This is a genomic window from Dactylosporangium sp. NPDC049742, assembly GCF_040674675.1.
GTDB classification, from domain to species: Bacteria; Actinomycetota; Actinomycetes; order Mycobacteriales; family Micromonosporaceae; genus Dactylosporangium; species Dactylosporangium maewongense.
The window spans coordinates 248,681-274,847 of record NZ_JBFANF010000001.1 but is presented as its reverse complement, the minus strand read 5'-3'; the positions used below and the strand labels follow the sequence as shown (position 1 = coordinate 274,847).

General features: G+C 70.7%; 29 protein-coding genes. 21 read left to right on the top strand and 8 right to left on the bottom strand.

The annotated features are described in order from the left end of the window. Positions 1-98 precede the first annotated feature (98 nt). The 6 genes from AB0J72_RS01290 to AB0J72_RS01265 all read left to right on the top strand — a co-directional run bounded on the left by AB0J72_RS01290 (position 99) and on the right by AB0J72_RS01265 (position 6,153). Entirely contained in the window at positions 99-1,487 is a 1,389-nt protein-coding gene (locus AB0J72_RS01290; protein WP_363393148.1) for an LCP family protein, read from the top strand. A gap of 37 nt (positions 1,488-1,524) precedes the next feature. Continuing rightward, on the top strand, positions 1,525-1,845 hold the full coding sequence (locus AB0J72_RS01285; protein ID WP_363393146.1) for a rhodanese-like domain-containing protein: 321 nt from the start codon (positions 1,525-1,527) through the stop codon (positions 1,843-1,845). A 10-nt stretch (positions 1,846-1,855) separates the two neighbouring features. Continuing rightward, positions 1,856-2,665, top strand: coding sequence for a glycerophosphodiester phosphodiesterase family protein (locus AB0J72_RS01280; RefSeq protein ID WP_363393143.1), 810 nt, complete (start codon positions 1,856-1,858; stop codon positions 2,663-2,665). Positions 2,666-2,771: 106 nt separating this feature from the next. Beyond that, the gene (locus tag AB0J72_RS01275) at positions 2,772-4,349 is read left to right on the top strand and encodes a HAMP domain-containing sensor histidine kinase (RefSeq protein WP_363393141.1); all 1,578 of its coding nucleotides are present in this window, start codon (positions 2,772-2,774) and stop codon (positions 4,347-4,349) included. Beyond that, positions 4,330-4,752 (top strand): ATP-binding protein, encoded by a 423-nt coding sequence (locus tag AB0J72_RS01270; protein WP_360559206.1) that lies wholly within the window; start codon positions 4,330-4,332, stop codon positions 4,750-4,752. Before AB0J72_RS01275 ends, AB0J72_RS01270 begins: the two co-directional genes overlap by 20 nt. Before the next feature lie 513 nt (positions 4,753-5,265). Further along, the gene (locus AB0J72_RS01265; RefSeq protein ID WP_363393138.1) at positions 5,266-6,153 is read left to right on the top strand and encodes a DUF5926 family protein; all 888 of its coding nucleotides are present in this window, start codon (positions 5,266-5,268) and stop codon (positions 6,151-6,153) included. Here the strand turns inward: AB0J72_RS01265 and AB0J72_RS01260 are convergent, their stop codons facing one another. After that, on the bottom strand, positions 6,154-7,371 hold the full coding sequence (locus tag AB0J72_RS01260; protein WP_363393135.1) for an arginine deiminase: 1,218 nt from the start codon (positions 7,369-7,371) through the stop codon (positions 6,154-6,156). It abuts the gene before it with no gap. Positions 7,372-7,661: 290 nt separating this feature from the next. On the opposite strand from AB0J72_RS01260, the gene AB0J72_RS01255 reads away from it, so the two are divergent. The 5 genes from AB0J72_RS01255 to pheA all read left to right on the top strand — a co-directional run bounded on the left by AB0J72_RS01255 (position 7,662) and on the right by pheA (position 11,022). Beyond that, on the top strand, positions 7,662-8,267 hold the full coding sequence (locus AB0J72_RS01255) for a hypothetical protein (protein ID WP_363393132.1): 606 nt from the start codon (positions 7,662-7,664) through the stop codon (positions 8,265-8,267). A 133-nt stretch (positions 8,268-8,400) separates the two neighbouring features. Then, on the top strand, positions 8,401-8,895 hold the full coding sequence (locus tag AB0J72_RS01250) for a hypothetical protein (protein ID WP_363393129.1): 495 nt from the start codon (positions 8,401-8,403) through the stop codon (positions 8,893-8,895). Positions 8,896-9,052: 157 nt separating this feature from the next. Then, positions 9,053-9,457, top strand: a complete 405-nt coding sequence (locus AB0J72_RS01245; RefSeq protein WP_344500930.1) for an ACT domain-containing protein — start codon at positions 9,053-9,055, stop codon at positions 9,455-9,457. A 90-nt stretch (positions 9,458-9,547) separates the two neighbouring features. After that, positions 9,548-10,066, top strand: a complete 519-nt coding sequence (locus AB0J72_RS01240) for a hypothetical protein (protein ID WP_363393126.1) — start codon at positions 9,548-9,550, stop codon at positions 10,064-10,066. Between the two features lie 17 nt (positions 10,067-10,083). Beyond that, positions 10,084-11,022 (top strand): prephenate dehydratase, encoded by a 939-nt coding sequence (pheA, locus tag AB0J72_RS01235; RefSeq protein ID WP_363393123.1) that lies wholly within the window; start codon positions 10,084-10,086, stop codon positions 11,020-11,022. An 897-nt stretch (positions 11,023-11,919) separates the two neighbouring features. Here the strand turns inward: pheA and AB0J72_RS01230 are convergent. From AB0J72_RS01230 to AB0J72_RS01215, 4 genes are all read right to left on the bottom strand, one after another. Then, entirely contained in the window at positions 11,920-12,627 is a 708-nt protein-coding gene (locus AB0J72_RS01230) for an AIM24 family protein (RefSeq protein ID WP_363393120.1), read from the bottom strand. A 59-nt stretch (positions 12,628-12,686) separates the two neighbouring features. Then, entirely contained in the window at positions 12,687-13,418 is a 732-nt protein-coding gene (locus tag AB0J72_RS01225; RefSeq protein WP_363393117.1) for an AIM24 family protein, read from the bottom strand. Positions 13,419-13,429: 11 nt separating this feature from the next. Then, complete coding sequence (locus AB0J72_RS01220) at positions 13,430-13,783, bottom strand: metallopeptidase family protein (RefSeq protein WP_363393114.1); 354 nt, start codon at positions 13,781-13,783, stop codon at positions 13,430-13,432. A 62-nt stretch (positions 13,784-13,845) separates the two neighbouring features. Further along, a complete protein-coding gene (locus AB0J72_RS01215) occupies positions 13,846-14,271 on the bottom strand; it encodes an OsmC family protein (RefSeq protein ID WP_344500940.1) in 426 nt (141 codons plus the stop codon). A 24-nt stretch (positions 14,272-14,295) separates the two neighbouring features. Between AB0J72_RS01215 and AB0J72_RS01210 the strand changes: the two genes are divergently transcribed. The 5 genes from AB0J72_RS01210 (at position 14,296) to AB0J72_RS01190 (ending at position 17,796) form a co-directional block, all read left to right on the top strand. Continuing rightward, positions 14,296-14,829 (top strand): hypothetical protein, encoded by a 534-nt coding sequence (locus AB0J72_RS01210; RefSeq protein ID WP_363393111.1) that lies wholly within the window; start codon positions 14,296-14,298, stop codon positions 14,827-14,829. Further along, positions 14,822-15,439, top strand: a complete 618-nt coding sequence (locus tag AB0J72_RS01205; protein WP_363393921.1) for an NAD(P)-binding domain-containing protein — start codon at positions 14,822-14,824, stop codon at positions 15,437-15,439. Before AB0J72_RS01210 ends, AB0J72_RS01205 begins: the two co-directional genes overlap by 8 nt. Before the next feature lie 15 nt (positions 15,440-15,454). Next, positions 15,455-16,063 carry a hypothetical protein gene (locus tag AB0J72_RS01200; RefSeq protein WP_363393108.1) on the top strand — a complete coding sequence of 203 codons (609 nt, stop codon included), beginning with the start codon at positions 15,455-15,457 and terminating at the stop codon, positions 16,061-16,063. 108 nt (positions 16,064-16,171) lie between these two features. Beyond that, on the top strand, positions 16,172-16,987 hold the full coding sequence (locus AB0J72_RS01195; protein ID WP_363393105.1) for an HAD hydrolase family protein: 816 nt from the start codon (positions 16,172-16,174) through the stop codon (positions 16,985-16,987). Further along, a complete protein-coding gene (locus AB0J72_RS01190) occupies positions 16,984-17,796 on the top strand; it encodes an HAD family hydrolase (protein ID WP_363393102.1) in 813 nt (270 codons plus the stop codon). The genes AB0J72_RS01195 and AB0J72_RS01190 overlap by 4 nt, the downstream gene beginning before the upstream one ends. Positions 17,797-17,884: 88 nt before the next feature. On the opposite strand, the gene AB0J72_RS01185 is transcribed toward AB0J72_RS01190, so the two are convergent. After that, the gene (locus tag AB0J72_RS01185; RefSeq protein WP_363393099.1) at positions 17,885-18,421 is read right to left on the bottom strand and encodes a bacterial proteasome activator family protein; all 537 of its coding nucleotides are present in this window, start codon (positions 18,419-18,421) and stop codon (positions 17,885-17,887) included. A gap of 83 nt (positions 18,422-18,504) precedes the next feature. On the opposite strand from AB0J72_RS01185, the gene AB0J72_RS01180 reads away from it, so the two are divergent. The 3 genes from AB0J72_RS01180 (at position 18,505) to AB0J72_RS01170 (ending at position 22,710) form a co-directional block, all read left to right on the top strand. Further along, positions 18,505-19,323, top strand: a complete 819-nt coding sequence (locus tag AB0J72_RS01180; protein WP_363393096.1) for an alpha/beta hydrolase — start codon at positions 18,505-18,507, stop codon at positions 19,321-19,323. A 12-nt stretch (positions 19,324-19,335) separates the two neighbouring features. Next, positions 19,336-20,610 carry an ABC transporter substrate-binding protein gene (locus tag AB0J72_RS01175; RefSeq protein ID WP_363393093.1) on the top strand — a complete coding sequence of 425 codons (1,275 nt, stop codon included), beginning with the start codon at positions 19,336-19,338 and terminating at the stop codon, positions 20,608-20,610. 225 nt (positions 20,611-20,835) lie between these two features. Next, entirely contained in the window at positions 20,836-22,710 is a 1,875-nt protein-coding gene (locus AB0J72_RS01170; protein ID WP_363393090.1) for a hypothetical protein, read from the top strand. Between the two features lie 51 nt (positions 22,711-22,761). Here AB0J72_RS01170 and AB0J72_RS01165 read toward each other — a convergent pair whose 3' ends face one another. Beyond that, the gene (locus AB0J72_RS01165) at positions 22,762-23,010 is read right to left on the bottom strand and encodes a hypothetical protein (protein WP_344500958.1); all 249 of its coding nucleotides are present in this window, start codon (positions 23,008-23,010) and stop codon (positions 22,762-22,764) included. Positions 23,011-23,064: 54 nt separating this feature from the next. Further along, positions 23,065-24,429, bottom strand: coding sequence for an ABC transporter substrate-binding protein (locus AB0J72_RS01160; protein WP_363393087.1), 1,365 nt, complete (start codon positions 24,427-24,429; stop codon positions 23,065-23,067). A 109-nt stretch (positions 24,430-24,538) separates the two neighbouring features. Here AB0J72_RS01160 and AB0J72_RS01155 point away from each other — a divergent pair, with 109 nt between their 5' ends. Further along, positions 24,539-24,964, top strand: coding sequence for a hotdog fold thioesterase (locus AB0J72_RS01155; RefSeq protein ID WP_344500962.1), 426 nt, complete (start codon positions 24,539-24,541; stop codon positions 24,962-24,964). Between the two features lie 48 nt (positions 24,965-25,012). After that, on the top strand, positions 25,013-25,405 hold the full coding sequence (locus AB0J72_RS01150; protein ID WP_363393084.1) for a hypothetical protein: 393 nt from the start codon (positions 25,013-25,015) through the stop codon (positions 25,403-25,405). Positions 25,406-26,167: the final 762 nt, after the last annotated feature.

Sequence of the window (26,167 nt, the reverse complement as noted above, 5' to 3'; positions counted from 1 at the left end):
CTTCGAGTGGCACGTCCTCGCGTGCGGCCGACGAAATCCCTCCCGCCGCCACCTCCGCGGGTCCGGATATGTCGGATTCTTCCGGCGAACCTGCCACCGTGTCCGGCGATTCAGGCGAGGCCGCCGCCTCCGCATCCGCGCCCGCTTCAGGGACAGCCGCCGCCACCGGTGATGCCGAGGAAGGCGCCACTGAGGAGACCGCCGCCTCCGGGGCTTCCGAGACCGCCGCCTCTGGCGCTTCCGAGACCGCCTCCGGGGCTTCCGAGACCGCCGCCGCCTCCGGGGATGCGGACGGTGACGCCGGCACCGCCGGTACACCTGCCGAAAACGCCGACAGTGCCGCATCGGACGTCGCCGCCGCAGCGAAGCCCCTCACCCGCCGGCAGAAGCGCAAGGCCCGCAAGGCCGCCCTGCCCGGACGCGACCCCATCTGGGCCAAGCTGCTCGTCGTCGTCGGCGCGCTCCTCGTCCTCGTCTCCGCCACCGCCGTCACCGGCTCACAGGTCCTCGCCAACCGGTACAGCAACAGCGTCCACCAGGAGAAACTCCTCGGCGCCAACTCCCGCGCCGGCAACGACGACAAGAAGGACGAGCGCCGCAGCGCCATCACCGGCCCGCTCAACTTCCTGCTCCTCGGCTCCGACCTGCGAGCCAAGGACCCCGAGGACGGGCAGCGCTCCGACTCGATCATCATCGTGCACATCCCGGCCAGCCTCGACCGGGCGTACCTGCTGTCGATCCCCCGCGACCTCCGCGTGAAGATCCCCGCGTTCGAGCCCACCGGGTTCCGCGGCGCCAACCACGAGAAGATCAACGGCGCGTTCCAGTACGGCGGCGGCGGCACGGGCGGCGTCCAGCTCCTCGCCGAAACCCTCACCGAACTGCTCGGCATCCACTTCGACGGCGCCGCCATCGTCAACTTCGACGGCTTCAAGGCCGCCGTCGACATCCTCGGCGGCGTCGACATGTGCATCGACCAGAAGGTCACCTCGATCCACCTCGGCTACGACGACAAGGGCAACTACCTGTCACCCGAGCACGGCGGCCGCCCCGCGGTGTACAACGTCGGCTGCCACCACCTCGAGTCGTGGCAGGCCCTCGACCTCGTCCGGCAGCGCAAGAGCCTCGCCAACGGCGACTACGACCGGCAGAAGAACCAGCAGAAGTTCATCCGCGCCATCCTCACCAAGGCGCAGCAGCAGAACCTGACCACCAACCCGATCGCCCTCGACAAGTTCATCCGGGCCATCGGCAGCGCCCTCACCGTCGACACCAACGGCGTCGCCCTCGAGGAGCTCATGTTCGGGCTCCGCAACGTCCGCCCCAGCAGCCTGGTCGGCCTCACCGTGCCGTCCGAGCCGCAGGACATCGGCGGCATCTCCTACGTCGTCGCACTCGAAGAGGCGCAGACGCTGTACAGCGCGATGGTCAACGACTCGCTCGACTCGTGGGCGGTGGAGAACCCCACCTGGGTCAACCCGATCTGAGCCTCTATAGGCTGGGACCGTGTTCAGGGGATCCGCTGTGCCGACCGTCACGGTCGACGAGGTAGCTGCCGACGCCTACATCCTCGACGTCCGCGAGGACGACGAATGGACCGCCGGCCACGCACCCGACGCCCACCACCTGCCGATGATGCAGATCCCGACGCGGATCGAGGAGATCCCCGCCGACCGCGACGTCATCGTCGTCTGCCGCGTCGGCGGCCGCTCCGCGCAGGTCGTCGCCTACCTGCAGCAGCAGGGGCTCACCCGCGCCACCAACCTCGACGGCGGCATGTCCGACTGGGCGGCCGCCGGCCGGCCCATGGTGAGCGAGGACGGCGGTGCTCCCCGGGTCGCCTGAGCGGCCGTGGGTGTTCGCGCACCGGGGCTCGTCGTACCGGCACGCCGAACACACCCTGGACGCCTACCTCCTCGCCATCGAGGAAGGCGCCGACGGCCTCGAATGCGACGTCCGGCTGACCCGCGACGGCCACCTCGTCTGCCTCCACGACTCCCGCATCGACCGCACCAGCGACGGCCGCGGCCGCGTCAGCGTGCAGACCCTCGCCGACCTCGACCGCTTCGACTTCGGCTCGTGGCGCACCGACCTGCCCGAATCACCCGACGAGCTCATCACCGAACGCAAGCTCACCGACGACCAGTGGCGCGGCCGGGTCCTCACCCTCGACCGACTCCTCGGCCTCGCCGTCGACGCCGGCCGGCCCATGCGGCTGCTCATCGAGACGAAACACCCCACCCGCTACGGCGCCGCCGTCGAAACCGCGCTGCTCAAGCTCCTCCGCCGGTACGGCCTGGACCGCCCCAGCGAAGAACAGCCCGTCCACGTCACGATGATGTCGTTCTCCGCCAACGCCGTGCGCCGGGTCCGGCAGCTCGCACCCGCCCTGCCCACCGTCATGCTCATCGACGTCTGGTCCGTGCCGAGCCGCATCGGCTGGCTCCCACCCGGCAGCAGCATCGGCGGCCCCGGGGTCTCACTCCTGCGCGCCTCCCCCGAGCTCGTCGAACGCCTCCACCGGCGGGGGTTCCCCGTGTACGTGTGGACCGTCAACGAACCCGACGACGTCGACCTGGTGGTAAAACTCAAGGTCAACGGCATAATCTCCGACCGGCCCGCATTCGTGATCGAACGGCTCAAGGAAATGGGCCTGCGCGACTGACCACTGCGGAATCCGTCGTCACGCCCATCGAGGTCACCGGAATCGCACGTCGAGAAGTTTGGGCATTGGGCTTTCAAAGCGAAGCGTGGGGAGGCAGACTCGCATCATGGTCGATGCTCGCGGTCCGGTCGACGCCACCGCCGTGTTCGGCGGCCTGGCCGAGATCGCCGAGCAGCTCGCGACCGGTGACGGCGGGCTCCCCGCACTCCAGCGCACCGTCGACGTCACCGTCGACGCGACCGGCGCGGCGGGGGCGGCCTTCGTCGAGTACGGGCACGACAGCGGGCGCGTCGTCGCCGCCGCGGGAGCGCTCGACTGGTCCCTCGGCCGCCCCGTCGACCTCATCCATCCGACGCTGCGCGGCCTGCTGCAGTACGGGTCCAGGGTCCGCGAGTTCCCCGTCGACCTGCTCGGCACCGTCGGCGGCGAACACCTCCGCGGGCGCGGCCTGCACCGCTTCGTCGCCGCCGAGGTCACCGCCGGCAAGACCGCCGTCGGGGTGCTCGTCGGCGGCTACCGCGACACCGAAGGCACCGCCGGCGCCGGCGAACGCGCCGCCCTCGCCTTTCTCGCGGGGCTCGTCGGCCTCCAGTACTCGCTGGGGCGGGGCCTGCCGATCCACGACGGCGGGCCGGTGCTCGACCCCGTGGGGGAGCCGTTCGCCCTGCTCGACGCCGACCATCTGGTGCGCACCTGGAACCCGGCCGCCGCCCTGCTCACCGCGCGCTCACCCGAGGCGGCGATCGGCGAGCCGTGGCCTTTCCCGTTGCCTTCGACTTCTCCGGCCGCCGGCGGTGGCTCGCTCGCCGGCGGTGGCTCGCTCGCCGGCGGCGACTCGCTCACTGGCGGTGGCTCGCCCGCTGGCGGCGAGATCGTTGAGCATCAGATGGCCTGCGGCACCTGGATCCAGATCCGCGCCGCCACCGTGCCCGGCTCCACCGACATCGCTGTGTCGTTCCACGCCCGGGCCGACCAGCCCTCCGACGGCAGGGACCTGTTCATCGCCCTCACCGGGCACGAGCTGCGGACCCCGATCACCGTCATCCGCGGGTACGCCGACACGCTCGTCGAGCACTGGGAGTCCCTCGACGAGGGCTCCCGCCGCGAGGCGGTGTACGTCGTCGGCCAGCGCGCCCGCGAGCTCAGCAGGCTCGTCGACCGCCTCCTGAACGCCGTCGGCGACGAGGCGAACCCCGGCGACGCCTCGGCGCTGCTGCCGTTCGACCTGATCGACACCCTCACCACCGCGGTCGACGACCTGAGCCCTGAGCAGCGCCGCACGCTGGCCGTTTCCCTGCCGCAATGCTTGCCGAAGGCCCTGGGCGAGCGCGCCACCCTCGCGACGATCCTTGCGGAATTCGTCACGAATGCGGGTAAATACTCACTGAATTGGGTAGAAGCGGATCTGACCGCGGGTGCAGACGAGCAGTCAGTCTGGTTCAGGGTCGCCGACCGAGGCATCGGCATCCGCCCGGAGCACGTCGAGCGGGCGTTCGAGCGTTTCTGGCAACTGGAGACCGGCGACCAACGCACCCGCGGCGGCGTCGGACTGGGGCTGTATCTGGTGCGTAGGATCGTTGAGCGTCAACATGGATGGGTATCATTGCGTCCACGCCAAGGCGGCGGGACCATCGCCGAGGTGCGACTGCCCCGCGCCGACGCAGATGCCCTCGGGGAGGCTTGAGAGCGTGTCCACAACCATCGCGGAGCGCGCCTGGTGCGTCGTGGTGCCCCACCACGCCCGGGGCGCCCACCTTGCCCGCCACCGCTTGGCCCACGAGCTCGACACCCTCGTCACCGCGGACCGCCTCGACGACGCCGTCGCCATCGCCGCCGAACTCGTCGGCAACGCCGTCCGCCACGCCGCCCCCCTTCCCGGCGACGTCATCCGCGTCGCGTGGCGCCTGCTCCCCGACGACACGCTGGAGATCCGCGTGACCGACGGCGGCTCCCCCGCAGGCCCCGAACTCCGCGTCGCCGCCCCCGACGCCGTCGACGGCCGCGGCCTGACCATCGTCGCCGCCTTGGCCACCCACTGGGGCGTCGAACGCGACGGCCTAGGCCAATGCGTCTGGGCCACGCTGTAACCCTGCAATCCCCCCACCGCTCCGCGGCGGGGCCCGGCGGGGGTTCCCACCCGCACCCCCATGCTCGCTGCGCTCGCACTGCCAGCGCTGTCGCGCGGCAGCCTCACGCGCGTGCGCGCGGCATGTCGGCGTCTGCCTGACCCCGGTCCCCGGACTGGTCGACCGGGCGCGAGAGTTCGTCGAACTGGGCGCCGCTGACAGGGGTGGTGGCCGATAGCGGCCGAGTGAAGCGGATGCGGGCCGGTTGGTCGCTGCCTGGCCGATCTACAGCAACCTTACACCCGCCGAACTAATTGACCTTTCGCATCTTACTGTCTGCGACTGGTCGGTGCGTCTGTGTGCCGGGTGGGGCGCTGTACAAGTCCAACTGAGAATACCGTCGGCGAACGGCGGCGATGAGGTGGGCGACATTTCCGACTTGTCGGTCAGGTGGTGGCGCTGGTGGGTGAGTGACGCGCCCGGGGTGGTGGGTCTTTGCCCGTGGGGGTTTCGGACCGCCTAGGCTGGGTCGCCGTGAGCAAGCGAGCGAAAACCCCCCGTGGCCGGTCCGCCGAGGGTGAGAAGCGCCAGAAGATTCGTGACGTCTACGTGGGGCGGCCGTTCGAGGGGCTGGCCGACGAGCCGGAGTGGATCGCGCTGCGTGAGCTGGTGCCGGCCGCCTCGGCGCCGCTGAAGCTGGCGCCCGAGCTGGCCGAGAAGTACGGCGACCGGCCCGTCATTCTCGCCACCGTGCTGCCGATGGCGTGGCCGGCGATGACGAAGCCCGACGGGCGGGTGTTCATCGGGCTGCAGCGGCACGTGCAGTCCGGGGACGTGTCCCGTGACCTGGCCGTGGCGCTGCAGTGCGCGCTGGACACGCCGACCGGGCAGACGGTCAACATCCCGGCGCTGCCGGGGGTCGGGCCGCGGCTGCAGGACGTGATCGTCAACGCGCCGCTGGACATCACCGTGCACACGGGCTTCGAGTTCTGGCTCGAGGACAACGCCACCGACGACCCGAACGTGCGGGCGTCGCTGGAGCGGGCCAACGCGAGCATCTTCCCGACGGTCCGTCTGTCGGCGGCGCCGGCGACGTACTGGTGCCGCGTCACCGACCGGGCCCACGTCCGGCTCGTCCTCGGCGACGACGAGGACCGGGCGCTCGACGCGCTGTCGCGGCTGTCGGCGGGTGGCGGGCTGCTGCTGGGCGACAACACCAAGTTTGCCGGCATGTTCCGCGCGCACGGGCTCCTCGCGCCCGTGTGGGACCTGCCGCTCGAGGTGGACGCCGAGGAGTGGGAGGCGCCGGTCGCCGAGTTCACGAAGCGGTACGCCGAAGCCCTCGCCGTCAGCGAGCCGCTGACCGCCGCCGAGCGCCGCAGCAAGCAGGGGCTGCTCGGCCGCCTCCAGCCGCTGCGCTGATCAAGCGCCAAGCGTCAAAGCAGACGAAGCCCGCACGATCGGTGCGGACATGCAACGCGGACCTCCCCGGCCCGAGCCCAACTCGGAGCCGGGGATCCGGATCACCTCGATCCCGTTCCGCTCCAGCTGGGCGTTCGTCTCGGTGTTTCGCTCGTACGCCACGCAGAGCCGCGGACCGATCGCCAAGGTGTTGTTGCCGTCGTCCCACTGCTCACGCTCGGCGGTGACCGGGTCGAGGCCGGTGTCGATGATCCGCAGGGTGTCGATCCGCATGGCCTTCGCGGCGGCGACGATGAACGGCTCCGGCCCGCTGACGACGAGCTCGTCCAGTTGCAGGTCGGTGCTGGTGACGGTCCACGCCCGCAAGGTGCTGGCGACGTTCGGGTACATGACGACCGCGTCGACGTCGACCATGGTGCACACCGTGTCGAGGTGCATGGTGGCCCGCTCCTGGGCGATCGGCACGACCAGGACCGTGTGGGCCAGGCCGCGCTCGAAGCAGCGCCTGGCGAGCCGCTCCGCGCCGGCCGGCCGGGTCCGCTCCCCGACGCCGACCGCGAGCACGCCCGGCGCCAGCAGCAGCACGTCGCCGCCCTCCAGGTGCTCCAGCCCAGGCTCGTACACCAGCGGCGTCCCGGAGAAGCGAGGATGGTGCCGGTAGATCGCGTGGGTGAGGGACGTCTCCCGCCGCCGGGCGTGCATCGCCAGGCTCGTCACCGCGACCTGACCCCCGATCCAGACCGATGAATCGCGTGTGAACAGCAGATTCGGCAGCGGGTCGATGACGAAGTCGGTCCGGTCCATCAGCGCGTGTACGAGACCACCGCCCGCCCGCAGCTCCGCCCGCGACAGCCCGGCGATGAGCGTGGCCGCGAGGCCGGCCGGGTCGAGCGCGGCCAGGTGTGCGGCGACGTGGCCGCGCAGGGTGTCGCCGAGCCGGACGTCGTCGAGGACGGCCCGCGTGACCTCCTGACGGGCAACCGGCAGGGTGAGCGTCTCGGCGAGCAGTTCCGAGACGTACAGCACCTCGACGCCACGAGTGCGCAGTGCTTGCGCGAACGTGTCATGCTCTTCCTGGGCCCTTCCGACCCATGGGATTCCGTCGAACAGCAGCGAGTCGTTGTTTCGCGGGGTCAGCCGGGCGAGCTCGGCGCCCGGGCGGTGCAGCAGCACCGTGCCGAGCCGGCCGACCTCGCTGTCGACGTGATGAAGGCTCACCGATTCAGACTAACGGCTGACCCGATATCCGCCGGTTGGGCGCTATCTGCAAATTCACGAGACGTCGTGAATGTGGCATTCATCCCAGTCATTCCGAGTCTTTCACCCATCCAAGTATGCTGGTTCGGCCCACAAACACGTACGGTGTTTGAACACACACGCAACCGAGCGGCGACTTGGAGGTGTGCGAGATGACCGAGCTGCTGCACCGTAGTGGCCAGGATTCGCAGCCCGAAGGGTTTGACGATCGCATCATTGTTGATGCCGGCCGGCCTTCCCCCATCGACTGGATGCGCGAGCGACGCGCCGAGCGCGGCGCCCGCCGGGAAGAGGCAGGGCACAACCGTCTGTACCGCAGAATGGGCAGCCTCATCGGCCGCCTCGGCGAGGACTGGCACGTCCTGGACCTGCGCGAGCTGACCGGCGCCGAGCGGCGTTCGTTCCTCGCCATGGGGCCCGGCGGCGTGTTCGCGGTGACGGTCAAGGACCACGGCCGCAGCCGCGTCTCGTTCGCGGGTGACATCGTGCAGATCGACGGCAAGCGCCCCAAGTACGTCGAGGAGACCCGCGCGGAGGCCAAGGCCGCCGCCGAGGCGCTCTCCCGCAGCGCCGGGGTGTCGATCCCGGTCATGCCGATCCTGGCGTTCGCCGGCACCGGCAAGATCAGCTTCTACGGGGTGCCGAAGGGTTGCCTCGTCACCGCGTACCACGAGCTGCCGCGCGTCCTGAACGCCCGGGGAATGCGGCTCGCCGGCGACACCGTCGACAAGGTGTTCTCGCTCGCGCTGCACCCGTCGACGTGGTCCTCGCAGTCCTACGCCGCCTTCGCCGACAGTTACCGCTGGTACAAGGACGATGAACGCGTGGGCACTGACAAGCGGGGTGACGCGGAGTAGCCTCTGCGGCGTGGAGCCGCTCGACATGAAGCGCCGGATTGAGCAATCGCTGGGGACCGATCAGCCGCTGAATGATGCGATGATGTCTTCGCTGCGCGGACGCGTCCGCCGCACCGGTGCCTGAGGAGGCGCTGTGGCGCATGTCGAGCTTTCCATCTCCGACCCACACCTGACCCGCTCGCCCGACGGGCGCGTGTCCGACTTCGGTGAGGTCGAGTCCGACGCTGTCGATGCGGGTCTGGCCGAGCCGCCCATCGAGTCGTCCCTCGACCGCTGGGCGGCGACCGTCGCCGAAGCGGCCGAGCCGAGCCTCGTGATCGACGACAAGGCGGTCATCGTCGCCGTGTCCGCGTCGTTCGAGGACCTGCTGGGGCTCACCGAGTCCGCCATCGACCGCCCGCTGGTCGACGGCGTCCTGCAGCTGCTCGACTTCGGCGACGGCGGCGCGCTCGACGCGTCCGAGATCAACAAGACGCCGCCGCTGCTCGCCCTGTCCTCCGGCCGGCTCGCCCGCGGGCTGCTCAGGGTGCGCTGCGCGACCGGGCCGCGCACGTTCGACGCGATCGCGACCCCGCTGCTGCAGGACGGCCAGGTCGTCGGCTCGCTGACGTTCTTCAGCGCCGTCTAGAGCGCCGTCGAGAGTGCCGTCTAGAGCGCCGTCCAGAGCGCCGTCGAGGCGGCTCCGGTCGAGCGTCGTTCACGAATACGACCTCGTCCGGGGGGAAGCACGTGGCCTGGCTCACGGCTACCGCCACGCAACGCGTTCGCACCGTACGCTCCTTGTCATGTTGGACCTCGAAGTGCTGCCAGGTGACTACGCGATCGCGCGGTTGCCGGCCGGGTCGCCCCTGCCGGCAGGCTTCACCGAGGCCGCCGCGGCGGGCCAGGACGTCATCTCCGTGACCTGGACACCCGACGAGGTCTCCATCCTGTGCCCCGCCGACCAGGTCCCCGAGGGCGCCTCGGTGGAGACGCCGTGGCGCTGCCTGCGGGTCGCCGGGCCGGTCCAGCTCGCCCTCACAGGCATCCTCGCCTCGATCGTCACGCCGCTCGCCGACGCCCGGGTCAACATCTTCGCGTTCTCCACCTTCGACACCGACTACGTGCTGGTGCCGTCGGTCCGGCTCGGTGAGGCACTCGCCGCCCTCGATGCCGCAGGACACCGGGTGTCCACCGCCGGCACCGTCTGACGCGCTTCCAGGAAGGGTGGGCGGCCCTGGCCGTTCGACGGCTCCGGCGCCGCATGAACGGCGGGAAACCCGCACCCTACGATGTCCTGCATGCGCACTGCGGCCGCTGTGCTTACGATCGTCAGCCTTGGATGTCTGCTGTCCGGCTGCACGCGGTCGGACGATGACGCCGGGCCGCTGCTGCCGCCCGTGTCGCACCAGCCGGCACGCACCGCCAGCCCCACGCCGGTCAGCACGCCCAACGTGCCGCCGGGGCGCACCACCGCGGCCGGCACCCCGTCCGCCCGGCCCAGCGCGAGCGTGACGCCGTTCTCCGAGGCGTACGTGTCGCAGTGCAACGGCCGTCCGAGCGGCGAGCAGGTCATCGCGGCGGTCCGCCGGGCGCGGCCCGGGCTCCCCGCCGGGAGCGGGCTGACCGTGAAGAGCGGGCCACTGTGTGCGGGGGTCTGGCAGTACACCATCCTCACCGTCGCAAACGCCGAGCCGCTGCAGATCATGTCCAAGGGCGCACCGGCCGCGCTCACCATCGTCACCGCCGGCACCGACCCGTGCAGCGTCGAGGTGAAAGCGACCGCGCCACCGGCGCTGCTGAGCGCCGCGAGTTGCTGAGCGACTAGGCTTGACACATGCCTGGTGTGCCGCCGACGCGGTTCGTGTACCTGGGGCCTGAAGGCACGTTCTCGGAGCAGGCGCTCAAGACCGTCCCGGCCGCCGACCACGGGGTGCTCACCCCGGCCCGCAGCGTCCCGGAAGCCCTCGACGCGCTGCGCGCCGGTGAGGCCGACGCCGCGCTCGTCCCGCTGGAGAACTCGATCGGCGGCCAGGTCGGCGTCACGCTCGACGAGCTGGCCAACGGCGAGCCGCTCATCATCACGCGCGAGGTCGTGCTGCCGGTGCAGTTCGTCCTCGCCGCCGCCGACGACCGGCCGCTGGACACCGTCCGGTCGGTCGCGGCCCACCCGCAGGCGAGCGCCCAGTGCCGCAAGTGGCTGCGCGACCACGTCCCGCAGGCGGCGGTCGTCGACGTACTGTCCAACGCCACCGCCGCGATCGGCGCCGGCAGCGGCGAGTTCGACGCCGCGATCTGCGCCGCCATCGGCGCGAGCCGGTACAAGCTGCACGTCCTGGCGAAGGACATCGCCGACAACGCCGGCGCGATGACCCGCTTCGCGCTCGTGTCGCGACCCGGACCGCCACCCCCGCCGACCGGCGACGACCTGACCACGCTCGCCGTCTACATCGCCCACGACCGGGTCGGCGCGCTGCTCGCCGTGCTGACCGAGCTGTCGGTCCGCGGGATCAACATGACCAGGATCGAGTCACGCCCGACGGGCGAGCGCCTCGGCCGCTACGTGTTCTTCCTGGACTGCGGCGGCCACGTCGCCGAGGCCCCGATGGGCGAGGCGCTGCAGGGCCTGCGCCGCATCTGCGCTGACGTGCGGTTCCTCGGCTCGTACCCGCGAGCCTCCCACGGCGACCCACCACCCCGCCGCGCCCCAGGTCTGTCCGGCGACGACTTCACCGCCGCCGCCCGCTGGCTCACCGAGATCCGCAACGGCACCTGACCCGCCGCCGCACTGATTGTGGCCGCCGCGACCGCGGAGGGTGACAACGGGGGGTTCGGTTTTTTCGATGGGTGTACGGTTTGAAAGCGGTCACCGTTCACCGGGGTTCGTCCGCCGTAGCAGCCGCTCGCCCCACCACGACCCGTCGTCCAGCCCAGCCGTGATCGCAGCCCGCCCCCGTCCCGCCCGCGCGACGTAGCAGCAGCCACCGCTCTGCCACGCGCCGGTCAGGACTGTGAAGACGAGGCGCATGCGCCGGTCAGGACTGTGAGGACGGGGGTGCACGCGCTGGTCAGGACTGTGAGGACGAGGCGCTTGTCGCGCCAGCCTGCCCGCCCGGCAGCAGGTCGGGCCGCAACAGCACAGGTCGGGCCGGCAGCGCATCCGGGCATCGGGTTGGCGGCGGGCCGGGTCGACGACCGGCCCGGGTGGCAGTGCATCGGGCGCGTTCCTGGCTGTCCTCGCGGAGGCGGACGCGGACACCGGGTCGGTCGCGCACGAGATGGCTGGCAGCGCGTCTAGCCTGGCAGCGGGTTGGCCGGTAGTGGGTCCGGCCCCGGGGGCGTTCGGCCCGGCGGCGGGTCAAGCCAGCGGCGGGCCAAGTCGGCGGCAGGCCAAGTCGGCGGCAGGCCAAGCCAGCGGCGGGCCAAGCCAGCGGCGGGCCAAGCCAGCGGCAGGCCAAGCCAGCGGCAGGCTAAGCCAGCGGCAGGCCAAGCCAGCGGCAGGCTAAGCCAGCGGCAGGCCAAGCCAGCGGCAGGCCAAGCCAGCGGCAGGCCAAGTCGGCGGCGGGTCAAGCCAGCGGCGGGCCAAATCGGCGGCGAACGCCGGAGGGGTGGGCAAAAGCGGGGTCGAAGGATGGGCGGGGTGGCCCACCCTTCGACCGTGGCTGGTTGGCGGTCAGCCGCCGAGGCTGCCGAGGAGGCCGCCGCTGCTGGCCTGCTGGGCGGACGGCTTGCCCTCGCTGGGCTGGACGATGACGAAGCCCTGGCCCTGCAGCATCAGCTGGAAGAGCTCACCCGAGCCGCCGCGCAGCATCGACTTGAGGCTCTGGTTCTTCTGGATGCTGGTCTGCAGGCTGCTCGACCAGCCGACAACCGCGTCGGTGTCGACCAGGACGGGGGCCTGCGGGCTCACCGGGATGATGATCGGGGCGCCCTGGGTGAGGATCGCGAGTCGGCCCTGACCGGTGAAGACGCTGTTGAAGAGGCCGCCGCCGAACATGCCGGCGCCCTTGATCATCTGGATGTCGTACCGCAACGAGGGGTCGAAGCAGAGGACGTTCTTGCCGTTGATGGACAACGCGTCGTTGGGCTCGATGTCGAGGATGTGGCAGTCGGAGGCGGCGTCGGCGAACCACACCTCGCCCTGTCCACGCACGGCCATGAGGGACAGGCCCTCACCGGTGACCGCGCGCTTGAGGAAGTTTCCGACGCCCTGGCTTTTCACCTCGAACTGGAGGTTGCCGCGGAAGGCGACCATGGCACCCTGACGGGCCAGGACCTCGCCGTTCACGGCGTACTTGACGCACTTGGAGTGCTGCAGGCTCATGCCTGCCTGGGTTGGGGGCTGGGCCATGTTCTCGGCCTTGAAGATGTCACCGCGCACGCTGCGCAGCGTAACCGGTCCCCCAAGGGCCTGCGGACCTGCCGTTACAAAAGCGCGACTCAACTGCCGAGCAGGTTGCCCAGGACCCCGCCCTGCCCCTGTTGTCCCTGGCCACCCGCGAGACCCTGCGGCGGCTCCTCCGACGGCTGGACGACGACGAAGCCCTGGCCGGCGAAGCTCATCGTGAAAGCCTCACCGGTGCTGCGGCCCAGCAGCGTGCCGATGCCGAGCTGGTCGGCGCGGTGGTAGCCGGTCTGCAGGCCCGCCGACCAGCAGATCGCGGCCTGCGGGTCGACGTACGTGGGCGCGTCGACGGTCAGCACCACCGGGGTGCCCTTCGTCGTGATCGCGAGCCGGCCCTGACCGGTGAACACGCAGTTGAACAGGCCCGCCGGCGACAGCATGCCGACTCCTTGGACCATTCTCACGTCGTACTGCAGCGACGAGTCGAACGCGAGGACGTTGGCGCCGTTGATGGAGATGGCGTCGCCCTGCTCCAGGTCGATGAGGTGGACGTCGGCGGAGCGGTCGGCGAAGAACACGTCGCCGCGGCCGGTGACCTTCATGAGCGGGACGCCCTCGCCGGTCAGCTTCGACTTCAGCCACTTGCCGACCCCGCCGGAGCCGAGCGCCTGGAACGTCACCTGGCCCTGGTAGGCGACCATCGTGCCGGTCCGGGCCATGATCTCGCCGTTGAGCTCGGCCTTGAGCATCTTGGAGTTCTGCAGCCGGAGGCCGGGCTGCTGCGACTCCTTCTCCATGTTCTCCGTGGCGAACAGCGCACTACGCATCAGGAAACCCCCTAGCCCCAGCCGAGCGCGTGGAGGCGCCGGTCGTCGATGCCGAAGTGGTGGGCGATCTCGTGGACCACGGTGATCGCGACCTCGTCGACGACGTCGTCCTCATCGTCACAGATGGCGAGGATCGGGTTGCGGTAAATGGAGATCCGGTCGGGCAGCACACCGGAGTAGTCCCAGCCGCGCTCCGTCAGCGAGAACCCCTCGTACAGGCCGAGCAGGTCCGGCTCGCCGGGCGGCGGGTCGTCGACGACCAGGATCACGACGTTGTCCATGAGGTCGAGCAGCTCCTCGGGGACCTCGTCCAGGGCCTCGCCCACGAGTTCCTCGAAGCGCTCCTTGCTCATCTGTACCGGCATGTCAAAGAGGGTCCCCCATGGCGGGGGACCCTCTCAAGGGAGATCCCTGACGAGCGCGGTGCTCAGACGAGCTGCGCGTCCAGGGTGATCTCGACGGCGGCGAGCGCCTTGGAGATCGGGCAGCCGGCCTTGGCGTCGGTGGCCTGCTTCTCGAACTCGGCCGCGTCGATGCCGGGAACGTCACCGCGGGTGGTCAGGTCGATCCGGGTGATGGCGAAGCCGCCCTCGACCGGGCCGAACTGCACCGCAGCGGACGTCTCCACGGAGGTGGGCGTGAACCCGGCCTTGGCCAGGCCGTTGGACAGCGCCATCGAGTAGCAGGCGGCGTGCGCGGCCGCGATCAGCTCCTCCGGGTTGGTGCCCTGGCCGCTCTCGAAGCGCGACGGGAAGGAGTAGGAACCCTGGAAGGTGCCCGAGCCGGTCGAGACGGTGCCGGCGCCGGACTTGAGGTCGCCCTCCCAGCGGGCGGATGAAGTGCGAGTAGGCATGAACCAGACGCTAGCCCATTCCGTGTGTTCCTTGGGACGAGCTCGGCAGTCTTGGGAGGGATCAAGTTGATGCAGCGCAAACTGGTGCAGATCGGCGGCCTGCTGGCCGTGGTCGGCCTGCTCACCGGCATTGCCTCGATCTTCGTGCCGTGGGTGCAGCAGCTGGTGGTGACGGGGTCCGGGCGCCGGGCCCAGCAACGTCTCGACAGCCTCACCGTGCTCAACATCCGCATGGGGCTCTGGTACGTGATTCTGCTGCTCACGCTGATCGCGGTACTCGGGGCGGCGGTCCTCGGCGCGAACCAGGGCCGCAGGTTCGCCGGGCTCGCCGGGCCGATCCTGTCGCTGGTGACCGCATCGGTCGTAGTGAGCCTCATCACCACGTTCGACGGTCAGCTCGCCGGGCCGGGCCGGATCGCGGATGTGGGCACGTCAGCGGGCAGCTGGCTGGCGCTCGTGGCGATGCCGCTGCTCGGGTTCGCCTGCGGGCTGATCGCGATCGGCCGCGCGCGCAGGCATGTTTCCGCGCCGGCGGGTGTTGCCGGTGAGCATGACTGATCTCAATGTGGGGGTCCTCGGCACCGGCATGGTCGGCGACGCGATCGCGACCAGGCTCGTCGAGGTGGGGTATGACGTCGTCATGGGTTCCCGCGAGGCCACCAACCCGAAGGCCGTCGCCTGGGCCGAGCGGACCGGCGGCCGGGCCGGCACGTTCGCCGACGCGGCCGCGCACGGCCCGCTGATCTTCAACGCCACCCCGGGCAACCTGTCGCTCGACGTGCTGCGCGCCGCCGGCGACCTGACCGGCAAGGTCCTCGCCGACATCTCCAACGACCTCACGGCCGCGGCGGTGAATCCCGTCGCTGCCGGCCTGCAGGAGGCGTTCCCCGAGCTGAAGGTCGTCAAGACGCTCAACACCGTCAACGCCGACATCATGGTGCGGCCCGACCTGTTGTCCGAGCGGCACAACATCTTCGTCGCCGGCGATGACGACGGGGCGAAGACCCTGGTCAAGGGGGTGCTGGCGAAGTTCGGCTGGCTCGAGGGCGACGTGCTGGACCTCGGCGGGATCGACAAGGCGTTCGCGATGGAGCAGTACCTGCCGATGTGGCTGGCCGTTTGGGGCGTCAAGCAGGATCTTCGGTTCAACCTGAGGTTCGTTTCCTGAGCTACCCTGCGCGGTATGTCTGAGCCGGCTGCTGTGGAATCCGTCGACGAGCGTGGGCGCGACGGTGGCGAGCGTGGCCCCGGCCCGGTCGGCGTGGCCCTGCTCGTCGCGGGGTTCGCGCTGGCCGCGGCCGCCCAGTACCTGCCGTGGGCGTCGGTCGACCTGCGGTCGGCGGCCGGCGGGGAGGACGAGGTCTCTGGGCCCGTGCCGGCCAGCATCGAGCTCGACCTGGCCAGCTTCAACAACGGCCACGTCATCGCCTACCTCGCCACCGTCGCGCTCGCCCTCGTGGGCGTCGGCGTGCTGGTGGCGACCCGCGGCACGGTCCGCCGGGCCGCGGCGGCCGCCGCGCTGGGCCTGCTCGCCGGCAACGCGCTCGTGCTCGTCGGGCTCAAGAAGGCCGGCGAGCACGTCGGGGGCAGCGCGCTGGTGTCGTACCGGCTGCCGGAGGAGAGCATCCACATCGGCGCCGGGTATCCGCTGGCGATCGCCGCGACCGCCCTGCTGGCCGCGGGGGTGCTGACCGCCGCCCGGATGCTGCCGGACACCGGCCGCCGGCGCCGCGTGGACGAGCCGCACGACGGCACCGAGCCGCTCGAGCTGACCGTCACCCCGCTGCAGTGATGTCCTCATCAGGACGTCGTACGTTCGGTTGAGATTTACTCGCATGGTGTGACCTTGGCTGACTGCGGAGGTACGGTTGCTGCCCCGCTGACGCGGAAGGAGCACCGAATGCACAGTTTGCCCAAGCTCATCGCGACCGACCTCGACGGCACGCTCGTGCGGAGTGACGACACGGTGAGCGCCTACACCCTGGACGTCCTGGAGAAGGTCAAGGCCGCCGGTATCCACATCGTGGGCGCCACCGGCCGCGGCCCCCGCCTGACCCAGCTCGTCCGGTCCGACATCCCGTCCGCCGACTTCCTCGTCATGGGTGGCGGCAGCCGGGTCCTGGACATCCGCGATCCCGCCCACCCGGTCGTCCTGCGCGACGAGCGGCTCGCCGGCGACGCCCTCGCCGAGGTCCTCACCCTGCTCGAGCGGGAGCTCGGCGCCCTGTCCGTGCTCATCGAGGCCGGCGACCACCACGAGGCGCCGCTGTGGGGCGACACCGACCCGCACTGGCGCTACCCCGACGTCGTCGAGGCGCGGGTCCGCGCGGAGTGCCTCACCGGTCCCGTCCTCAAGGGCTTCGCCCGGCACCCCACCTGCGACGTCGACGAGGTGCTCGCCGTCGCGGAGAGCGTCGTCCCCGCGAGCATGGCCACGATCACCCAGGCGGGCCTCGGGTACATCGAGATCTGCCCGCCCGGCGTCGACAAGGCCACCGGCCTGCAGTTCGTCGCCACCGCCCTCGGTATCGACCCCGGTGACATCCTCGTCTTCGGCGACATGCCCAACGACGTGCCCATGTTCCGCTGGGCCGGCTTCGGCCGGGTCGCCGTCGCCAACGCCCACCCGGCCCTGAAGGCCCTCGCCGACGAGACGACGCTCACCAACGACGAGGACGGGGTCGCGACCTACCTCGAAGCTATGTTGAAGCTGTGACGCAGACCCCGCGACTGGTGGCCACCGATCTCGACGGCACCCTCGTCGGCCGGGACCGCACGGTCAGCCCCCGCACCGTCGAGGTGCTCCACCGCCTCGACGCCGCGGGGATCGTGATCGTGCTGGTCACCGGCCGTCCGATCCGGTGGCTGCATCCGGTGTACGACCAGCTGACCGTCCGGCCGATCGCCATCTGCGCCAACGGTGCGGCGACCTACGACCCCCGCACCGACAGCATCGTGCACAGCACCCCGATCGAGCCGGCCGTCCTCGCCGAGATCTGCTTCCGCCTGCGCGCCACCGTGCCCGGCGTCGTCTTCGCCGTCGAGCGTGACGGCGGCCGCGAGATGCGCCACGAGGAGGAGTTCCCGGTCGGCCCGTGGGAGGTCAACCACGAGTCGGTGGGCCCCGTGACGCACGAGGAGCTCCTGACCCGCCCCGCCGCGAAGCTTCTCGTCCGCGCCGGCGTCCAGCAGCCCGACGAGTTCACCGCCCTGGTCGGCGCGTGCCTCGACGGCCTGGGCGAGGCCACGAACTCCTCCTCCAGCGGCATGGTCGAGGTCTCCGCCGTCGGCGTCACGAAGGCGACGGCGCTCGCCCGGGTCGCCCGCGAGCACGCCGTGCCGTCGGCCGAGGTGGTCGCCTTCGGCGACATGCCCAACGACCTGGCCATGCTCGCGTGGGCCGGCCGGGGTGTCGCCATGGCCAACGGCCATCCCGCCGTCCTGGCCGCCGCCCACGACGTCACCACCGCGACCAACGAGGACGACGGCGTCGCCGTCTACCTGGAGTCCCTCTACCGCTACTGAGGCCCGCTATTGACGCGGCCGGATCACGAGAACGCCACGACCGGCAGGCGCCTTCGCGGTCCTGTCGATCGTGGCGCTCCGCAAGGTGTTACAGATACTGGCCGGTGCCGGAGGGCATCGGCTGACCCGTCGGGGTCTGCGCGCCGCCCGGGCCGCCGGTGAGGGCGGGCCGGCCGCGCATCTGCTCGAGCTGGACCCGGGCCGCCATCTGCTGGGCGACCAGCGCCGCCTGGATGCCGTGGAACAAGCCCTCCAGCCAGCCGACCAGCTGCGCCTGGGCGATGCGCAGCTCGGCCTCGCTCGGCGTGGAGTCGTCGTCGAACGGCAGCGACAGCCGCTCCAGCTCGTCGCGCAGCTCGGGGGCGAGGCCGTCCTCCAGCTCGGTGATCGACCGGCGGTGGATCTCCTTGAGCCGGCTGCGTCCCGCCTCGTCGAGTGGGGCGGCACGGACCTCCTCGAGCAGCTGCTTGATCATGCTGCCGATGCGCATGACCTTGGCCGGCTGCTCGATGAGCTTGCTCGGGTCCTCCGCACCTTCCTCGTCGCTGGACATGGTGCCGAGCGGACGTCCGTCGGGCCCGACCACCAGCACGGTGCGCGACTCGTCCTGCGCCTCATCTGCCATGGTTCCTAGTCTTGCCTACCCACCGCTCGGGCTACCACAAAGGGGCCCTGTTGCCACGCTTCGTGACGCGTTAATGTCGCCCCGTGACGAGTGACCCCCGCGAGGTGCTCAGCCGGCCCGCCCGACCCGCGGACTTCACGCTGCGCTACGGAGAGCATCCCGACCAGCTGGCCGACGTCCGGCTCCCGGCCGTGGCCGGCGCGCCATTGGTGCTCTTCATCCACGGCGGGTTCTGGCGCAGCGAATGGGACCGTGCGCACGCCGGGCCGCTCGCCGCGGACCTCGCCGACCGGGGCTACGCCGTAGCGACCGTCGAGTTCCGCCGCACGGGGCAGCCCGGCGGCGGGTGGCCCGGCACATTCTCCGACGTGGCGTCCGCCGCGGTGGCCGTGCCCGACCTGCTCGGCAAGGAGATCGCGCACCGCGGCCTGCGGCCCGTCGCGGTCGACCGGCCGATCCTCGCCGGGCACTCCGCAGGCGGGCACCTCGCCCTCTGGTACGCCGCGGTCGCCCCCGACGCCGTCGGCGGGGTCGTCGCCCTCGCACCCGTGGCCGACCTGGCCCGCGCGCACGAGCTCGACCTGGACGGCGGCGCGGTGGCGGCGCTGCTGGGCGGGGCGCCGGACCGGGTCCCGGAGGCGTACACGGCGGCCGACCCGATGCGCAACCTTCCGTCGAACGTCCGGACGGTGATCGTGCACGGCAGCGACGACACGATCGTGCCCGTGGAGCTGTCCAGGGACTTCTGCCGCGCCGCCCGCCGGGCCGGCGACGACACCACGCTGGTCGAGCTGGCAGGTGTGGAACACTTCGCTGTGATCGATCCGCTGTCGGCCGCCTGGCCCGCCGTCCTCGCCGCGTTCGGGACGGTAACCCGAGGTGAGGCCGACCTCGCCGATTGACTGTCCGGCGCGATGGCGGTAGAACGCAGCGTGGGTGTCGAGGTCTTCTCGCCGCCGCAGGGTGCTGGGGAGGAAAAGTACGTGTCCCACCTGAACCGCCGCCAGGCGCTCCGACTCTTTGCGGCCGCGGGCGTGGCAGGAGCGGCCGCGCCGTTACTCTCCGCATGCAGCGACAACTCCAGCACCACGTCCAACACCGCGCCGCCGCCCGGCCCGCCGGTCAAGATCGGCATGATCGTGCCGCTGACGGGGTCGCGCAAGGACCTCGGCAACGAGATGGACAACGGCTTCCAGCTGTATCTCAAGCTGCACGACAACAAGCTCGGCAACCGCGAGGTCCAGCTGCTCAAGGTCGACGAGGGCGAGACGCCCGACATCGGCAAGGCCGCCGCCGAGAAGCTGACCAAGGAGGACCGCGTCCTCGCCCTGACCGGCGTCGCGTCCGCCGCGACGATCATGGCGATCCGGGACACCGTCGAGACCGCCGCCGTGCCGCTCGTCGGGTCCAACGCGTCGCCGACCGCGCTGCAGGGCGCCAACTACATCTGGCGCACCTCGTTCGTCGCCAACGAGCCCGGCCAGGCCCTCGGCAAGTGGGCCGCCGACAACGCGGGCGGCCCGCTCGCGATCGTCGCCTCCGACTATCCAGGCGACGACGACGAGGTCGCCGGGTTCCGCGACGCCTTCGTGTCGGCCAACGGCACCATCGCCGGCAACGCCATCAAGTGGACGCCGTTCCAGCAGAAGGACTTCAGCCAGGTCTTCCAGCAGGTCAAGAACTCCGGCGCGACGTCGATGTTCGCCTTCTACGCCGGCGCCTCCGCGATCGACTTCGTCAAGCAGTTCAAGGCCGCGAAGTTCCCCGGCAACTTCAAGCTGATCGCGCCCGGCAGCCTCACCGAAGGCTATGTCCTCAAGCAGCAGGGCGCCGACGCGAAGGACATCTACACCGCGATGAACTACTCGCCCGACCTGGACAACGCGGCCAACCGCCGGTTCATCGCCGACTACCAGAAGGCCTACGGCACGATCCCGTCGACCTACGCGATGGCCTCCTACGACGCCGCCGCCGTGCTCGACAAGGCGATCGGCGACGCGAGCCGGTCACTGGACTCGTTCTCCCTCAACGCCGCGATCGGCAAGCTCGGGCAGATCGACAGCCCGCGGGGCGGCTGGCAGTTCAGCCAGAACCGGACGCCGCTGCAGCGCTGGTACCTGCGGCAGGTCCGCATGGACGGTGCGCTGCTGTCCAACGTGCTCACGGCCGAGCTGACCACGCTCGGCTAGCACCTGGACCAATCAGGACCAGTGCTGAGCCGGCGCCGCCCGGCTCGGCCGCCGCCGTGGCCGGGCCGGGGTCGACAAGGACCGCCGGCCTGGCGGAGGATGTGTTTCCGCTCCTCGACGTCGGCAGGCGATGTGACCAACCCCGAACCGGCCGCTGTGGCACCGTCCGCAGCCCCTTCGACCGATGCTGCGCACGCCGGGGAAGGTCCAGCGCCGGACGCCCCCGTGACGGCCGGTCCGGCGACCGTCATCCCGGCCCAGCCCGGGCCCCCGCCGGCCGAGTCGCTGCCGTCCGCCGCTCCGGTCGCCGCGGCAGGTGGTGTACCGGTGGCCGCGCCGCCTCCCGCACCGCCCGCGGCCTGGCCCGGCGCCGTTCAGCCGGGGCAGTATCCGGCGCCGCCGTCCGGTGTGCCGCAGCAGTTCGCGCCGGGCCAGCAGTTCGCGCCGCCTCAACAGTTCGCGCCGGGCCAGCAGTTCGCGCCGCCTCAACAGTTCGCGCCGGGCCAGCAGTTCGCGCCGCCCCAACAGTTCGCGCCGGGCCAGCAGTTCGCGCCGCCGCAGCAGTACACGCCGCAGCAGCAGCCATACGGGGCGCCGCAGCAGTACGGGCCACCACCGCAGGCATACGGGCCGCCGCAGCAGTTCGCGCCGCCCGGTCAGTACGGACCGCCGCCCGGACCCCCGCAGGTCGGAGGGCCCGGTCAGCCGGCACAGTTCGTACATCAGCCGCTGACGCAGACACATCCCGCTCCCGGCTACGGCTGGCCGCCGCCGCACCTGCCGCCGCCGCCACGCCGGAGCCTGCTCTGGCCCGTCCTCACCACCCTGCTGGTGGTGAGCATGGTCCTCGCCCTCGGCGGGGCGGCCGCCGCCGCGTTGGCGCTGCGCGGAGGTGGCGGCGGCGAGACCGACCTGGTCTCCTCCACCTGGGTCGACATGCGGTCCGGGGTCGGCGGCAAGGCGATCGAGGAGCTGCTCGCCCGGCACACCGAGGCGGTCAAGAAGAAGGATCTCAACGCCTGGATGGCGGACGTCGACCAGAGCGACGCGGCGTTCGTGAAGCGGCAGAAGCAGCTGTTCGACAACCTGGTCAAGATGCCGTTCGCGGACATCAGCTTCGACCGCACCCGGCTGCCCGCGCGGCAGCTGGCGAAGTTCCTGCCGACGCAGCTGTTCGACCGGTACCACGCCGCCGTCCACGTCGAGGCGGTCACCATCCGGCACCGGGTCGAGGGCGTGGACAGCAAGACCGTCGCCACGCCGTGGATGCCGGTCGTGGCCTGGACCAACGGCAAGTGGCTCATCGTCGGCGACGCCGCCGGCAAGGACATGCCGCTCGGCGCCAACGGCCAGCCGTGGGACTCGACCGGGCCGGTCGCCGTGCTGCGCAACGACCGCATCATCGCCGTGGTCTCCGCCGACGACGCCCAGCGCGGCCGCAACCTGCTGCAGATGGCCGAGACCAGCCTCAAGGAGGTCATCGAGGTCCGCCCGTCCGGCTGGGACGGCAAGGTCCTGTTCACCGCCGTGCAGGACAAGCGGATCTTCGACACGTACTTCGCCGAGTCGCAGGAGCGGGTCGCGCAGGTGGCGGCGATCGCCGTGCCGTTCTACAACCAGGTCGGCGACTGGGCGGGTTCGCCGGCGTACAGCTCCACCCGGGTCGTGTTCAACCCGACGCAGCTGACCGCCCAGACCGAGGAGCTCGCGCACGACCTCACGCACGAGTTCGCGCACGCCGCCATGGGGCCCGTGACGACCGCGCGGACGCCGCGGTGGGTGGTGGAGGGGTTCGCGGAGTACGTCGCCTACAGGAAGGACAAGGTGCCCGCGGCGGGCATCAGGCAGGCGCTCGGCAACCTCGTCATCTCGACCCTGCCGACCGACGACCAGTTCTACGCCGAGCCGCGCAACTACATCGCCAGCTGGCTCGCGAACCGCATGATCGCGGAGAAGTACGGCCAGGCGAAGCTGATCGCGTTCTACGAGGCGTTCCAGAACGTCGCGGAGGTCGAGTCGGCGGCCCGCGAGGTCCTGGGCATCGGCGTCAGCACGCTCGAGCAGCAGTGGCGGGACTACGTAGCACAACAGCGCGGCTGAGAGGCATTCCTCCCCGCCGCGCTGCCGTGGTCACGTCGTGATGCGGTCCGGTCAGACCGTGGCGGGCGGGAGACCGCCATCGCCGTCGACGACCTGCTCCGGCGTGCCGTCCTCGTCGATGTCGCTCATCGTGATGTCGACCTTGCCGTCGCCGTTGGTGTCGAACTGGAACACGTCGGCCTTGCCGTCCCCGTCCGTGTCGATGGCCCAGAGGTCGGGCTTGCCGTCGTTGTTCGTGTCACCGACGAGGAGCTCGATGCGCTGGTCGCCGCGCGTTTCGACGGTCTCGTTCTCGCTCATGCTGGGTCCTCTCACGTCAATCGAGGGGTGGGGGCTCGACGCCCCTGTGGTTCGCTAGGCCGTTGGTGCCTTTATGCCCGCGGCGACCAGAGCTTTAATCACCAGCGCCGACTCGTCGAAGCCCACCAGCAGGATCGCGGTCGCCTCGGAACTCTTGATCTGCCCCGCGATCGGCGCGAACAGCTTCGTCGCGTCGGCCTTCGGGTCGTAGTTGTCCTTCGCCTCGTACTTGAGGATCAGCAGGTTGCTGGTCTTGATGCCGGCGGCCGTCAGGTCGTTGCGGACGCCTTCGGCGAGCCCGCTGCCGTACGTGTCGTCCCGCGCGACGATCGCGACCTTGGTGTGCCCGTCCCGCATGATGATGTTGGCGATCGCCTTGGCCTGCAGCATGTCGGGCGGCGACGTGCGGAAGAACAGGCCCTTGTCGTCGAACTTCGTCAGCTCGTCCGACGTCGCCGACGGCGAGATCATCACCTTGCCGGCCTGCACGACCCGCGGGATGACGGCCTTGCTCACTCCCGAAGCGCCCGCGCCGATGATGACGTGCACGTTCGAGTTGATGAACTTCTCGACCGCCGACTTGGCGACGTCCGGGTTGGTGCCGTCGTCGCCCTCCTCGACCACGACGGGCTGGCCGAGCACGCCACCGGCCTCGTTGATCTCCTTGATCGCCAGCTTGGCCGCGGCGAACATCGGCGGCCCCTGGAACGCCAGCGCGCCGGTCTTCGGCAGCAGCAGGCCGAACTTCAGCGCCGCGCCTTTCCCGCCGCCCTTGTTGCCACCGCTCGCCGGCGGCGGCGCCGTCTTGTTCTCGTTCTTCTCGTCACCAGCGCCGACGAATTCGGTCTTCGCCTCGTCGATGGTGTTGCTCCGGCCGAAGTTCAGCACGCCATACATGGCCGACGACGGCTCGCCCGCGTCGGTGAAACCACTGCGGCGCAGCGAGATTCCGCGGTACTTGAAATCCTTGCCGGACTTGGCGGCCGTCAGGCACGCGGCGATCGTGTCGCACACGTTTTCGCCGGTCGTGACCCCGATCAGCTGCTTGGCGATCGACGCCGACTCGACCGACTTGCCCGCCTCCGCGGCCAGCGCCGCCACCACGACGGCGTCATAAGCCTCGCCCGCGTAGTTGAAGTCCGTGAGACTGGAGTCAATGGACTTCACCCGCCGTTTGAAGTCCTCGCTCAGCGGGGTCAGCGGGGTCGTGCCCTTCATCCCGGCGAGCACGGACGGCGAATCCTTCAGCGCCTCGCCGAACGAGTTCGCCATGTTGCCGTCGGATCCGTAGAAGCGGATATCGCTTTTCGGTTGGGCGTCGCCGTCACTCTGCGCTGTGGAACCGCAGCCGGACGCGGTAAGCAACAGACCAATCGCGGTGATTGCTCCCACGATGGCTTTGGCCGACCGTGCGCGCATGAGTGTTTCTCCTCCCCAAAGGTGCCGTGCGCACCATAGCGCGGTCTGGCCGAGGACTTAAGTGGGGAGGTGCCGGCCGGCCGCGTACCACCCGGTAACCTCTAGCGGCATGGAGGACACTGGCGTCACCCAGAGTGATGCGCTGACCGACGGCATGTCCATGCGGGGCACCCTCGCCGAGCGGATGGGCATCACCCTGCTGGAGGCCACCCCGGAGCGGGTCGTCGCCACCATGCCCGTCGCCGGCAACACGCAGCCCTACGGCCTGCTGCACGGCGGCGCCTCGGTGGTCCTCGCCGAGACGCTCGGCTCGATCGGCGCCGCCCTGCACGCGGCCCGCCTCTTCAACGGCATCGCCGTCGGCATCGACGTCAACGCCACCCACCACAAGGCCGCCCGCGACGGCATCGTCACCGGCGTCGCGACCCCCCTCCGCCTCGGCGGGATGATCGCCTCGTACGAGATCGCCATCACCGACGAAAAAGGCGACCGCGTCTGCACCGCCCGGCTGACCTGCGCACTCCGCCGGTCGTAGTCTGCCGTTCGGCGCCCGCGGCTTGACTGAGCCGCATACGGTGTCGGCGTGGATGAGGCCGGAGACGAGACCTACCAGGACGCTGCCATGGTCCTGGAGTCCGCCTTGGCGGGCGATGGCGAAGGTGTGGTCCACACCTTCGACACGGTCGTCGACCGGCGCGGGATGAGCGCCGCGTACGACGTCGCATGGCGCCTCGCCGGCGAGATGGTCGGCGAGAACTTCGCCCGCGGCCCCTGGCGCCTGGAGTTCCCCGACATCGACGACGCCAACTACGACAAGCGCTGGGTCGCCCGCTTCGTCAGCGCCTACGTCAACGAGGACATCCCCAGCGGCACCGCCCTCTTCACCGTCGCCCTGGTCGACGGCAAGCTCCCCGACTGCCTTATGACCCTCGCCGGCTCCGCCGTCGCTACCCTCCGCCGCCGCGGCGCCGCGTAGGGCAATTTCGCACTTGCATATTTGCAGTGGATGCATGATAGTTGTGCATACGTCGTTACCGAGCGTCGCAGCGCCCGAACCCCTGACCGTGCGTCGACTGAGGGGTCCGCGCGGTCGGGTGAACGGGCGGGCGCTCGCCTAGCCAACTGGCCTTGGCGACCCCGGGCGCCCGCCCCCTTTTCTCGATTCCTCTCGAGGGGGCCGCGCCCATGCCACACGACTCCGTCCCACCCACCCGTCTCGGGCCCTCCAACGTGCCCGCGCCCGCCACGCACGCCGATGCCGGCCGTCTCGGAACCGTGCGCGCCATCCGGCTTGGAACTTCCAGCGCGCCCACCGAAGCCGATCGTCCAGAGATTTCCGGCCTTCCAGCCCACACCTCCGTTCCCGCCCACAGTCCAGAAGCCCAGCCAGCGTCTCGGCCTGGATCACGACCGCGGGCCGAACTCGGCGTGCCGCTGGTCGCCCTCGCCTCCGACAACGATCTGGCCAACGCCGAACGGCTGCTCCTCCTTCACATGCCCCGCGAGGTGACCCGAGCCTTCTGCCTCGCCTGCCGCGCCTCCTGGCCGTGCCCAGAGGTGCGGTACGCCAGAGCCCTCACCGCCGGCCAATCCGTCTGGGGGCACCTCCTCACATGACCACCCCTGACCGCGCCGCTTCTGACCGCGCCGCCGCCCGTCGCGCCGGCCTTCAACGAATGCACCCTGACTGCACCACCCCTGCCTGCACCACCTCTGACCGAAACACTCCTGACCACCT

Excerpts from the sequence above, each read along its gene's own strand:
- AB0J72_RS01220 (WP_363393114.1), bottom strand. The coding sequence starts at position 13,783 with ATGCCGGTACAGATGAGCAAGGAGCGCTTCGAGGAACTCGTGGGCGAG.
- AB0J72_RS01205 (WP_363393921.1), top strand. The coding sequence starts at position 14,822 with ATGACTGATCTCAATGTGGGGGTCCTCGGCACCGGCATGGTCGGCGAC.
- AB0J72_RS01225 (WP_363393117.1), bottom strand. The coding sequence starts at position 13,418 with ATGCGTAGTGCGCTGTTCGCCACGGAGAACATGGAGAAGGAGTCGCAG.
- AB0J72_RS01165 (WP_344500958.1), bottom strand. The coding sequence starts at position 23,010 with ATGAGCGAGAACGAGACCGTCGAAACGCGCGGCGACCAGCGCATCGAG.
- AB0J72_RS01155 (WP_344500962.1), top strand. The coding sequence starts at position 24,539 with ATGGAGGACACTGGCGTCACCCAGAGTGATGCGCTGACCGACGGCATG.
- AB0J72_RS01175 (WP_363393093.1), top strand. The coding sequence starts at position 19,336 with ATGGCGGTAGAACGCAGCGTGGGTGTCGAGGTCTTCTCGCCGCCGCAG.
- AB0J72_RS01245 (WP_344500930.1), top strand. The coding sequence starts at position 9,053 with ATGTTGGACCTCGAAGTGCTGCCAGGTGACTACGCGATCGCGCGGTTG.
- AB0J72_RS01270 (WP_360559206.1), top strand. The coding sequence starts at position 4,330 with ATGCCCTCGGGGAGGCTTGAGAGCGTGTCCACAACCATCGCGGAGCGC.
- AB0J72_RS01240 (WP_363393126.1), top strand. The coding sequence starts at position 9,548 with ATGCGCACTGCGGCCGCTGTGCTTACGATCGTCAGCCTTGGATGTCTG.
- pheA (WP_363393123.1), top strand. The coding sequence starts at position 10,084 with ATGCCTGGTGTGCCGCCGACGCGGTTCGTGTACCTGGGGCCTGAAGGC.
- AB0J72_RS01160 (WP_363393087.1), bottom strand. The coding sequence starts at position 24,429 with ATGCGCGCACGGTCGGCCAAAGCCATCGTGGGAGCAATCACCGCGATT.
- AB0J72_RS01195 (WP_363393105.1), top strand. The coding sequence starts at position 16,172 with ATGCACAGTTTGCCCAAGCTCATCGCGACCGACCTCGACGGCACGCTC.
- AB0J72_RS01185 (WP_363393099.1), bottom strand. The coding sequence starts at position 18,421 with ATGGCAGATGAGGCGCAGGACGAGTCGCGCACCGTGCTGGTGGTCGGG.
- AB0J72_RS01275 (WP_363393141.1), top strand. The coding sequence starts at position 2,772 with ATGGTCGATGCTCGCGGTCCGGTCGACGCCACCGCCGTGTTCGGCGGC.
- AB0J72_RS01215 (WP_344500940.1), bottom strand. The coding sequence starts at position 14,271 with ATGCCTACTCGCACTTCATCCGCCCGCTGGGAGGGCGACCTCAAGTCC.
- AB0J72_RS01255 (WP_363393132.1), top strand. The coding sequence starts at position 7,662 with ATGCGCGAGCGACGCGCCGAGCGCGGCGCCCGCCGGGAAGAGGCAGGG.
- AB0J72_RS01200 (WP_363393108.1), top strand. The coding sequence starts at position 15,455 with ATGTCTGAGCCGGCTGCTGTGGAATCCGTCGACGAGCGTGGGCGCGAC.